Source organism: Marinobacter gudaonensis (assembly GCF_900115175.1).
Classification (GTDB): Bacteria; Pseudomonadota; Gammaproteobacteria; order Pseudomonadales; family Oleiphilaceae; genus Marinobacter; species Marinobacter gudaonensis.
Genome location: NZ_FOYV01000001.1, coordinates 719,235 through 730,332, shown reverse-complemented (window position 1 = coordinate 730,332; position 11,098 = coordinate 719,235). Strand labels below are relative to the sequence as shown.

Annotated in this window: 9 protein-coding genes; 5 read left to right on the top strand and 4 right to left on the bottom strand. The window is 60.1% G+C overall.

Annotated features, from left to right (window positions below):
- Nucleotides 1-34: 34 nt before the first annotated feature.
- Nucleotides 35-2,791 (bottom strand): HTH-type transcriptional regulator MalT, encoded by a 2,757-nt coding sequence (gene malT, locus BM344_RS03345; protein ID WP_091986041.1) that lies wholly within the window; start codon nucleotides 2,789-2,791, stop codon nucleotides 35-37.
- Nucleotides 2,792-3,040: 249 nt separating this feature from the next.
- On the opposite strand from malT, the gene BM344_RS03340 reads away from it, so the two are divergent.
- Genes BM344_RS03340 through BM344_RS03325 form a run of 4 tightly spaced genes read left to right on the top strand, consistent with a single transcriptional unit; the run spans nucleotide 3,041 to nucleotide 7,659 of the window.
- Nucleotides 3,041-3,841 (top strand): C39 family peptidase, encoded by an 801-nt coding sequence (locus BM344_RS03340; protein WP_091986039.1) that lies wholly within the window; start codon nucleotides 3,041-3,043, stop codon nucleotides 3,839-3,841.
- Between the two features lie 54 nt (nucleotides 3,842-3,895).
- Nucleotides 3,896-4,906, top strand: a complete 1,011-nt coding sequence (locus BM344_RS03335) for a flagellar protein FilC (RefSeq protein ID WP_091986037.1) — start codon at nucleotides 3,896-3,898, stop codon at nucleotides 4,904-4,906.
- Nucleotides 4,907-4,944: 38 nt separating this feature from the next.
- A complete protein-coding gene (locus tag BM344_RS03330; RefSeq protein WP_091986034.1) occupies nucleotides 4,945-6,570 on the top strand; it encodes an OmpP1/FadL family transporter in 1,626 nt (541 codons plus the stop codon).
- A 33-nt stretch (nucleotides 6,571-6,603) separates the two neighbouring features.
- Nucleotides 6,604-7,659: a MalM family protein gene (locus tag BM344_RS03325; protein WP_228143542.1), complete on the top strand. Its 1,056-nt coding sequence runs from the start codon at nucleotides 6,604-6,606 to the stop codon at nucleotides 7,657-7,659.
- Nucleotides 7,660-7,663: 4 nt separating this feature from the next.
- On the opposite strand, the gene BM344_RS03320 is transcribed toward BM344_RS03325, so the two are convergent.
- Genes BM344_RS03320 through BM344_RS03310 form a run of 3 tightly spaced genes read right to left on the bottom strand, consistent with a single transcriptional unit; the run spans nucleotide 7,664 to nucleotide 10,095 of the window.
- Nucleotides 7,664-8,698 carry a polysaccharide deacetylase family protein gene (locus tag BM344_RS03320; protein ID WP_091986029.1) on the bottom strand — a complete coding sequence of 345 codons (1,035 nt, stop codon included), beginning with the start codon at nucleotides 8,696-8,698 and terminating at the stop codon, nucleotides 7,664-7,666.
- 58 nt (nucleotides 8,699-8,756) lie between these two features.
- Nucleotides 8,757-9,431 (bottom strand): DNA-J related domain-containing protein, encoded by a 675-nt coding sequence (locus BM344_RS03315; protein WP_091986026.1) that lies wholly within the window; start codon nucleotides 9,429-9,431, stop codon nucleotides 8,757-8,759.
- Between the two features lie 19 nt (nucleotides 9,432-9,450).
- On the bottom strand, nucleotides 9,451-10,095 hold the full coding sequence (locus tag BM344_RS03310) for a TetR/AcrR family transcriptional regulator (RefSeq protein WP_091986024.1): 645 nt from the start codon (nucleotides 10,093-10,095) through the stop codon (nucleotides 9,451-9,453).
- A 72-nt stretch (nucleotides 10,096-10,167) separates the two neighbouring features.
- On the opposite strand from BM344_RS03310, the gene ttcA reads away from it, so the two are divergent.
- Entirely contained in the window at nucleotides 10,168-11,094 is a 927-nt protein-coding gene (gene ttcA / locus BM344_RS03305) for a tRNA 2-thiocytidine(32) synthetase TtcA (protein WP_091986022.1), read from the top strand.
- The last annotated feature ends 4 nt before the right edge of the window (nucleotides 11,095-11,098 follow it).

The following is an 11,098-nucleotide window of genomic DNA, read 5'->3' as shown; positions in this document are numbered from 1 at the left end:
CGGGGCCTCCACGGAATGGAAGCCTGACGCCGCGCTAGTCCCCCTGAATCTTGCTCAGCAGGTCCTTGGCCAGTTCGATCGCCTCCGAGCGATGGCTGATGTTCTGCTTCTGATACAGGCTGCGTATGTGGGTCTTGACCGTGGTCGAGGCCACCTTCAGGTGTTCGGCAATCTGGTCGTTGGAGAGGCCGGCGTGAATCAGGCTGAGAATTTGCCATTCCCGGCGGGTAAGCGGCGAGGTCCGGATCAGCTCGGGCACATCAGGGCGATCAATGATGTCCTGGATGATGGCCTCGTCCAGAGAAATCCGGATCGCCCGGCTGAAATCCCGTTGCTGCTGCGCCAGCTGGATCAGGCGCTCGGCCCGTTGGAGCTCCATTCCTTCAATCGCCTGTTCGTTGATCAGCGCCTTGAGCAGAACGATCAGCTCCTTGCCGAGGCGCAGAAAACTGCCCACCGCGCCTGTGGTGCTGGCCAGCTCCAGCGCGGTTTTCATGTGGCTCAAGGCCGTGTCGCGATCATCGAGCTGCCAATACAGATAAGCCAGGGCAATGTGGTTGCGGTTCAGGTCGGTTTTCAGACCGAACTCGCCGGCCACCGACGTCAGCGCTTCCAGCAGGGGACGGGCAAGCTCGAACTGGCCAAGACTGATCAGTGCCCGGGCCTGGTTGCGGCCATTGCACTGGTAGAAGTGGTTGGTGGCGGCCACCGGGTCGCAGTGAGGGGCGATGGTTAGCCAACGTTGGATGGCGTCGCGGTCGCGCACGGCGTCCCAGTAGGAGAGCATGGTGGCGTGGGCGTTGGCGACCCAGTCCAGGTGGTAGTCACTGGAGGCCAGCATCTTCTGGATCTTGGCAATATAGTCGGCGCACAGGCTCTGCCTGCCGCGGGCCTGGGCCACCTTGGCCAGGGAAGTGTAACTCTGCACATACCAGCGTTCGCCCTGGGCCTCGAGAATTTCGATGCCCTGGAGGGCGCAGCGTTCAGCGCTCTCCAGATGGTGCCACTCCCACATGATCTGGCTGCGAATCCGGAACAGGAATTCCAGGATCGGCAGATGGTTCAGGTGGTTTTCCTCGGCGTACTGGAAAGCGCGTTCCTGGATGTTGTAGGCCTTCTGCAACAGCCCCATGGCAACGCTGATCTCACTTTGCTGGCACAGGGCCCAGAGCACGTTCTGGTGTGCCTGGTGGGCGCGGGCCAGGTGTTCGGTGTCCTGCATCCGCGCCAGCGCTTCTTCCAGTTCACCTTTCACGAACAGTGCCTCGCCGATCACCGAGGCCGCGGCCACCCGCGAGGTTGGCAGGTAGCGGGCTTCCTGTTCGATGGCTTCTCGGGCGAGAACCAGGGCTCGATCGCCGTCCCCGTAGTTCATGGCCACTTGTGCCCGGATCGCGCTGAATTCGCCATGCACGGCCCGCTGGGTGTCCTGGCTCATGGAGGCTTGAAGCCGGGCTTCCGCTGCCGAGAGCCAGTTCTCAACTTCATCGAACTTGTACTGGCCCTGGGCCACCCAGGCTCGCAGCAGGGTCAGCGTGGGGTCATCGGCAATGATCTCCTGGGGCAGGGTGTCCAGGCAGCGTTGCAGCAGGCTGAACTGGCCCTCGGTGAAGAACTTGCGACCATGAAGGGTCAGAACCCGGGTGATGCGTTCCGGATCTTCCGCAGCAATCGCGTGCTTGGCGCCCTCTTCCGCATGGTTGAGCTCCAGCCAGGCATCGGTCGCCCGCTGGTGAAGGTCGCGCTGATTCTCGCGGGTGGTACAGGTGAGTAGATGGCGCAGGTACACCGAAAAGAGAGGGTGGTACCGGAACCAGAGAGCGGAGTTGTCCACCGGAGTAATGAACAGCCCCATGGAAAGCAGGCTGCTGAGCAGCGCCTGGCCGTCGGTGTCGTCCATCACCCGCATCACCATGCCGGCATTAAACCGGTCCAGGATGCTCGTGCGCATCAGGAACCGCCGTTGCTGATCGGTCAGATCGTTGCCGAGCAGTTCGTCGAAGTAGTCAAAGATGTTCTGATTGCCGTGTTCCAGCTGATCCACGAACTCACTGAACTCGATGCTGGTGGCAGAAGAAGCTGACAACAACTGGAGAGCTGAGATCCAGCCTTCGACCCGGCGCACCGCTCGTTCTATATCTTCCCGCGAGACCTCGAACGGCAGTCTGGCCTGCAGATAGTGCTGGGCCTCGTCCGGGGTGAATCCGAGATGGCGGCTGGTGATCTCCGAGAGCCTGCCTTGCATCCTCAATTGAGCCACGCCTACCGGCGGAACGGTGCGGCTGACCAGAACCAGAGTGAGATAGCCCGGAAGGTGCCTGAGCAGGAAACGCAGTGCGTCGTGGATGTCTGGATTGCTGATCAGGTGGTAATCGTCCAGCACAAGGTACAGAGGCTGGTCGTCCTGGGGCAGCGCCGCCAGCAAATCGGTCAGAAAGGCTTCGAGATGTGCGTAACCCTGCTGCTGGAGGCCGTTAAGCACATCCACGCACGCGCCATCCGTGGCCCCGTTCAGGGCGTTGGCCAGGTAGCCGGCAAACCGAGCCGGGTCGTTGTCCCCGGATTCCAGCCGGAACCAGGCTGACCGGGCCTCAAGCGTCGCCAACCGTTCGGCCATGGTGGTGGTCTTGCCGTAGCCGGCCGGCGCGTGCACCAGAAGCAGGCTGACCGGTTCCAGGCCGTGGAGCAGGTCGTTGAACTTCTCTCTGGGCAACAGGGCTGGAGGCGGCACCGGGCTCTGGTTCTTGGCGGCGATAAAGGTGATCTGTCCCGGATTCAGTGTTGTTGTCATCAGGATCTACGTCAGGAAGTGAACGGTCTGGATAAGTGTTGATACCGGCTTTGGGTTCTATCGTCAACTGTTGCCACTGGCCCGGATGGTGTCTTGAACCAGTTCTCAAAAGCGGTGTGCATCCCGGCGGTTGCTGCCACAGATTTGAGGCACAGTTATCTTTCAGGCGCTGGTGATTTCGGTATCTTACCGTAACAACGTGTAACCCGGCGCTAGTCGGGGCCAATAAAAACAGGACGTTCGACTGACATGCTGCTGGTGCTCGCTGGATCCCTTCTCACATTCACCATGGTGCAGGAAGCCACCGTTGTGGAGCCGTTCGAGAAGAACACCATTGTTATCGAGCAGGATGTCGACGCCAGTCCGGTAGAGCTGAGACTGGATGCGCGGGTAGAGCCTCTGGTGGAGCAGAAGTATCGGAACATTGTCCGCCAGGCCTACGACTACAGCTGTGGCAGTGCCGCGCTGACCACGGTGCTGAATTTCTACCTGGGGCGAACCCTGTCGGAACGTCAGGTGATGGAAGGCTTGCTGCATTACGGCGAGAGTGAGCGCATTGTTGAGCGTCGCGCCTTTTCGATGCTCGACATGAAGCGATTGGTGACGGCCCTTGGCTATCCGTCTGGTGGATTCCGCGCCACCATCGATGACCTCAAGGACCTGGACCATCCGGCCATCGTTCCTATTCACCACGCCGGGTTCAAGCATTTCGTGGTGCTGCGCACTATCCGCGACGGTCGGGCCTATGTGGCCGATCCCTCGGTCGGAAACATTTCCTTCACGCTGGCGCAGTTTGAAGAGAAGTGGGACGACAACGTTCTGTTCATTGTGTTCCCGGGCAGTGACAAACCGCTTGATAACCTCGAGCTCAAGGAAGAGGACCTTCGCTTTGTGGATGATCAGACAATGACCCTCCTGGCGCTGGAGCGGATACCGGCATTTCACGAGGCCACCGAAAGGCGCATCCAGAATCTGCTGGAACGGCAGAAGAACAACCCCGACGGCAGTGTCGAGAACACCCGAAAACAGCTGCACTACCGCCGGAACTAATCTTCCGGGGCTACCCCGGGTCAGGACTGAGACAAATAAAATAAGGGAGTCAGGATGAATCGTTGGTTTGTGCGAGGTTTTATCCTTGTTTCCACGGCAGGTCTGCTTCCGGGTATGACCCTGGCGCAGGAAGGCAGTGTAGACCAGGCCCGCGAGGCACTGGCGAAGCAGGAGGGCGACGAAGATGCGTCCCAGCAGCTTGAGGAAGTGTTCCAGGCAGCCGAGAAGAATTACTCGCTGCAGAAAAAAGGCTCCCATTCGCTGAACTACTCGTTCGATTACTCCTATACCGCAGACCAGCGTCTTGATCTGGCCATTACCAATGGTTCGGTGCGCAATCTGGATGTGGTCCCATCGGCGACCCACAACTTCACCAACGCGTTCTCCTACGATTACGGTCTGCTGGATAACCTGACCGTGGGCACCCGGATTCCACTGGTGGTGAAGTACGATACCCAGGATGAGTTGACGGTTTACGATTTTGGCGACATTTCCTTCACCGGGCGCTGGCAGCCCTTCGCCTATGTCCCGGGCAAGATGTCGACAACGCTGTTTGGCACCCTGACGACCAAGACCGGTGTCAGCCCCTACGAAATTGACATACAGGAGCAGCTGTCCACCGGCAGCGGTTACTACTCCATCGGCGGTGGCGCAAGCCTGTCGAAAGTGCTGGATCCGGTGGTGGTGTTCGGTTCGGTCAGCGCTACCTATAACCTCCCGGCGGAGGATCTCCAGCAGGTACGCGGAGCGCGCCTTCTGGAAGAAGTGGATCCCGGCTTCGGCCTCTCTGGCTCTGCCGGCTTTGCCTACTCCCTGTCCTACGATATTTCGCTGAGTATTTCGGCCCAGCTGAGTTACAGCGATGAAACCGTGCTGACCTTTTCCAACGGCGACCAGGCGGTGGCGCAGGACCAGATGACCGGTTTCCTGAGCATGTCTCTGGGTACTCGGGTGAGTGACACGACCATCATTAATACCAGCCTGGGTATCGGCCTCACCGAAGACGCGCCGGACTTCTCGCTGGGCGTCTCCCTGCCCATCAATTTCTCCGGACTCAAAGAGTGATTGGTGTCGTTCGCGATCAACGGGAAGGGAAGCTTTTCATGGCACAGAACAGCCACAACCGGCAGATTCTCGCGGCCCTGATCGCCACCACCATCTCGTGTGGTGCCCAGGCTCAGCTGGCTCAGAACCTGACCATCCACCCCAAGGCCCTGGCCCTCGGCAATGCGGTGACGGCCGATCCGCCAGGGCTGATGGCCATCCATTACAACCCTGCCGGTCTGACCAAGCTCGAGGGTCGTCAGCTTGAAGTCAACCTGATGAGCGTCTACCTCGATATCGACGCCGATTTCACCGCTCCGGAAGGCTATGAAATTTTCGGAATCGACGGTCTTGAGATTGATCCGCTGACCGGAAAACAGCGGGATCCGGTAGCCAATACCCACAGCCACACCAACAATGTGGCCCTGTACATCCCCGGCTATGGCATTCTGCGGGCTCCGCCGGGGCCGGCCGTGGCGCCATCGGCGGGGGTCAGCATCAATCCGCCCGGCTCCAAGCTCACCTTTGGTAACGCCTTTTACCTGCCACTTGCGGCCGGCTTCTATCGGGACAAGGACGACCCCGGTCGCTATCAGCCGCAGGCTACTGCCCTGCAGAGAACCACCTACCTGTCGCCCACCGTCGGTTACGAGATCAACGACGAATGGTCCGTGGGGGCGGGGATTCACCTGTCCCACATGGGTATTGCCGCCGATCAGTACATGCGGGCCCCGAATATGCTGCTGGGCGTGGCGGAGATTCTGCAGGATGCCTTCAACTGCGAAAGCGGTGATGAGCCGCTGCAGCCGTGGCTGGCGCTGTGTGGGGGCAATGTGGGCCCCTGGGACGACATCGGTGCCCTGAACATCAACGTGCAGGAGACCCTGTCGCCCACTTATGCCCTGGGCGTGATGTGGGAGCCAACGGACTGGTTCAGCTGGGGGGCGAGCTACACCTCCGAAGCCGAAATGAACATGAAGGGCACCTTCGAGATCCAGTACACCGATGACTGGTCCGGCTTCTGGCAGAGCGTCAACGGCTCCGTTCTGGGGGCCATCACCTCGGCCATCCTCAGTCTGCCGTCCGGCGCGCCGAGGGAGGCCGGGAACGTCAGCATGGATCTGGTGTACCCGCAGCATTTCCAGACTGGTATCAGTGTGGATGTGCATCCCAAGCTCACCCTGAATGCGGACATTGGCTGGACCGACTACAAACAGTGGGACGCCTTCGTGTTCCGGTTCGACCGCAACCTGGAATTCCTCAATGCGGCCCGTATCCTGTCACCGGATAACGCAACCCCCAATACCCTCAGGTTGCCCCTGGGCTTCAAGAGCCAGTGGAACTGGGCCTTCGGCATGGAATTCCACGCCTCCTCCCGACTGGATCTGCGGGCTGGTGTCGAGATCCGTGATTCGGTCATTCCGGACGACCAGCGGCAGGTCATGGCGCCCTTCGGTGGCGCCAACCTCTACAGCGTCGGCATGGGTTACAAGTGGGACAAGGACACTGAGATCGACATGAACCTGAGTTACCTGCATTCCATTGAGTCCATTCCTGCCGACACCAGCTGTAACGTAAACTGCGACAATATCACCAACATCATCTACAACCCCTACGCCGGGCTGGATATCAAGACGTCGTTGAGGGTTGTCATGGCGGGGCTCAGTTTCCGAACCAAATTCTGAGGTCCGTTACCGTCCGGGGAGATGCAAACCGTCGTGACCGAAGCCGCGAGACTGAAACCGCTATGCATCCTGTTTGCTGCTGTTCTGGCCGGCTGCCAGCTGGGCGGGTCGACGGTCTCGGAACGGGAAGGTTATTTCACCTGGGTTGATGAGCAGGGCAGGGTCCGTTACTCGCCCATCGTGGAAGGCAGCTCCGGAGAGGCCGAGGACGAAAAAACGGCGCAAACTGCCAACAGGCCGGATGCCGCCGAACAGGGTTCGGGGAAAAACAGACCCCCATCTTCGGCGCTTGAAGAAGAAACCGAATACACCCTGGAGAATTACCCGGACGCCGAGCAACTGGCCCGTGATGGCTATGTTCGCCCGGGTGAGCGCCAACCCTACTTTACCTGGCGAGATGCCCAGGGCAATGTCCGGGTCAGCTACTACCGGCCGGATACCCGCCCAGAGGGTGAGAAAGGCCGGTCCGAGCCGCCGGTGCAGCTTACCGAGGCCAGCGTCTACCACCGGCAATCGGAAGCAACAACTTCTCAGTCCCCACCCGCAGGTGAGCCCGAGGCCTTTGCCATTCTCGGCATCGACTCCGGTGGGCCGGGTTTTCTCCAGCGTTTTACCGACACTTGCTGCGACTCACTGGACGCGGGCTATGAGCAATGGCAGCCGGATCGGGAGTTCGGCATCAGTCTGGATCAGGATTCGCCCAGACATGACTTTCTCACTGGAAACAGCCGGTACCAGTTAATCCAACTGCCGGCGCCCGGGGCAGGTGGAGACGCGTTCCTGTTCCGCCTGCGCTCTTACGTCAGGAACGGCGTGTTCGTGCCTTCGGTGGTATTTCTGGATGACCAGCGGCAACCGCTGCGCCTGGTTACCGATCTGGTGATGGCGTTCACCCCCGAGAACTGGCATCGCCGGGGTTTTCTGGAAGCCGTCATTCCGGCCTTTCCGGGACGGGGAGAACGATGGCTGCTGGTACTGACCAGGTCGGAGGACCTGGCCGGCCAGACAGTGATCGAGACCGGGGCCGGCCCCAAGAAAATTCCCCATGTTCCGGTGGGCGAAATCGGTTTGGAGGAACTGGAGCCCTGACGGCTCAGTCTTCCGGTTGGCTCAGGTCCAGCCATTGCTGGGAAAGCCAGTAATACCGGCCGTTGCCGGCGGGATGGGTACAGTTGTAGCGAAAGCGCCGGCTGTCAAAGCCGCCGGGTGCCGTCACCCGTACGGTGCCATCGATCACCTCGAAATCTATCCGCCCTTTGCCTGAGGCAAAACAGGTCAGGCGGCTCGCATCCATCGCATCCACCAGCGGGAATTCGAGTGTGGGCGGGTTCTTCGACATCACGCCATCGGGCAGCTTACCGGTGTCAATCGGAAACGCCTTGCTGGTGAGTTTGGTTTCCAGGCTGCCCAGTTGGCCGTAAGCGTTGGCCATGGGGAAGCGGGGTAGTCGGGTGGTTGCGGTTTTCGGGCCAATGGCGCCGGATTGTTGTCCGAAACCGTACCATTCGCGTTTTGCAATCTCCTGCTCAAGGCCCTCATCGAATTCGCCGTAGGGATAGGCAAACATTGGCGCGGGGTCTTCGAGCTGGCTTTCCAGGGCTTCCTGGGCTTCATCCAGGCTCTGTGTAATCCGCTTCTGCCAGGCCTCGAGGGATTCATCGGGCTTGCGGGCCAGGTGTCCGTGGTCGGCGCTGTGGTTGGCGATGGTGACCCCCGGCCGGGTGGCCAGTTCGCGAATCTGATCCCAGGTCATGTAGCCCCGGCCGCCAACGGCATCGGTGTTGACAAAAATGGTGTAGGGATAATCACGCTCGGCCAGCATGGGGGCAGCCTGGTGGAAAACAGAGTCGTAGGCATCGTCAAAGGTAATAGCAATCCGGTTTTCCTCGGGCTGGTTGCCGTTCCGGGTGTTGCGGGTGCCTTCGAGAAGGGGCACCACCTCGAGCCCAAGGTCGTCAATCATGTCCAGCTGTTTGCGAAACAGCGACACCGACGTGGTCGTCGCCGGCGGCGTGCTGTCACTCACATGGTGATACTGGAGCACCACGAGATCGGCCCTCGCGGCCGCGCTGACGGTAAGAAGGATGGCCGCAGCCGCAAGCGGACTCAACAAGGCTTTCATTGGCATGGATCTCCTGTTTTTCATCACGTTTTTTCCGAGTCTTGCATGGGTGGCTGGCGGTGGTTCAGGCGCCGTTACGAAAATGAGCCTTCAGAACCGCAAACGCCTGGTTCAGGTGCTGGATGGTCTCGGTGTTGCCGCCACGATCGGGGTGCGCGTGCATCACCGCCCGGCGGAACCGTTGTTTAACCGTCGGGAAGTCTGCCGGCACCGACTCGAAGCCCAGGATCTCGGCTGCCGCCCTGGTTTCCGAGGGCGCTGGGCACTGGCCGGGAACGCCTGCCCAGAAATCATCCATCATCTGGTGGATTGCTTCCTCGGGCAACCGGTACTGCGAGAGGTCCAGGTAGAACTCCCGGAGGCTGTCGACATCGCCCGGAGGTCCGCCGCCACCCACCACGGACTGTCGCTCAAGGCGGATATTGAGGGGCGAGATGTGAACGGACTCTCCGCCCTCCGACATCTGATCCCGCAGTCGATAAAGTACGTGGAACAGCAGGAAGTGGACGGGATAAAGCCGCTCCGGTTCGTTGAACACAACCTCTCCCAACAGCTCCCAGGGCGGCCGTTGCAGCGCCTTGATCAGGGACAATTCGCTGATGCCCGAGGGCGTGGCCCTGAGCTCGTGTTCAACCGCCACCAGCAGGTGAGCAATCTGCTGTTCCAGATGGTGGTCGGTAGCCGCCGGCCCCGGGCCGGCGGAGATTTGATTAGGGGCGGGCTTGGTCATGGGTTTCATGGTAGGGAAGTCTCGCCATTCAGGAAAGTCCGGCCAGCTCCGGCAGGCCCCCCAGGAACAGGCGGGTTGAGAATCGAGTGGCGTTTACCGCCTCGTCGTCGGCGGACCCTGGGTCACCCTGGGCCCTTTTGGCGAGGGCCAGGCTGGTTTCCCAGGCCACGCCGAAGAACGCGGCACACAGGTATTCCCGATCGATAGGAGGAAGCAGCTCACGATCCATGGCGGCCCGCACATCGTCCTCCAGGGATTGCATGGTCAGGCCCACGATATCCGCCCCGAAAAGCTCCCTCAGCGCCCGCTCATTGCGGTGGGCCAGCTCGTAGACCAGAGGGTCCCGGGCGGTGGCCTGGTAGAGTGCCAGGTAGGCGAAGTGGATGAAATCCTCGGTTGATGCTGCGGCCCGCCGGTGCCGGGTCAGGTTGCTGTTGAGCCGGGTCAGGAAATCGGTCAGCAGGGCGGCGAAGATATCCTGCTTGCTCGAGAAGTAGTTGTAGAAGGTGCCGGCGGCCAGGTGGGTTCTGCGCACAATATCCCGGATGGTGGTCTGCTCGTAGCCCTGTTCCCGGAAGCATTCTCTGGCTGCATGAAGAATGGCCTTGCGGTTGCGTATGCGGTTCCGCTCCCGTTTGCCGGAGGCTCCGTCGTTCCCTTCTAACCTATCCATGTTGGTAACCTGTCCCTTGATCCATGTGACGCGTATAATCGTCGCTCCATTTCCCCTGTGAACGACGTTGGTATGTCCGAAGCTATAATCGCCAGTTCCGAACCATCCCTCAACTCTGACCCTAACACTGAGCGCGACCGCCGTCAGAAACTGGAGTTGAACAAGCTGCAGAAACGTCTGCGCCGCGAAGTCGGTCAGGCGATTGCCGATTTCTCGATGATTGAAGCCGGCGACAAGGTCATGTGCTGCCTCAGCGGCGGCAAGGATTCCTACGCGATGCTCGATATTCTGCTGAATTTGCAGAAGAGCGCGCCGGTGGACTTCGAGCTGATCGCTGTCAACCTCGACCAGAAGCAACCAGGCTTTCCGGAAGAGGTTCTGCCGGAGTACCTGTCGGCGCTGGGCATCGAGTATCACATCATCGAGAAAGACACCTACAGCATTGTTAAGGAAAAAGTGCCGGAAGGGAAGACTACCTGCGGTTTGTGCTCTCGCCTACGTCGCGGAATTCTCTACAATTTTGCAGAAGAGCACGGGGTCACCAAGATTGCACTCGGCCATCACCGGGATGACCTCCTGGAAACCCTGTTCCTGAACATGTTCTACGGTGGCAAGCTAAAATCCATGCCGCCGGTGCTGCACAGCGACGATGGACGCAACACGGTAATCCGGCCGCTGGCTTACAGCCGGGAGAAGGATATTGCCCGGTATGCCGCGTTGCGTGAATTCCCCATCATTCCGTGCAACCTGTGCGGTTCTCAGGAAAACCTGCAGCGACAGGTAATCAAGGACATGTTCAAGTCCTGGGACAAGCAGCACCCGGGTCGGCTCGAAACCATGTTTCGGGCCATGTGCAATGTGGAACCGTCCCATCTGGCTGATACCGATCTCTACGATTTCCGGGAAGGCAGGCGGCTTGGGGGCAAACGCCAGGCGGTACAGACAGCAGAACCAGAGGCGGCTCCGGACTTCGGGCGTCTGGATGTGCTGAATATCTAGTTGA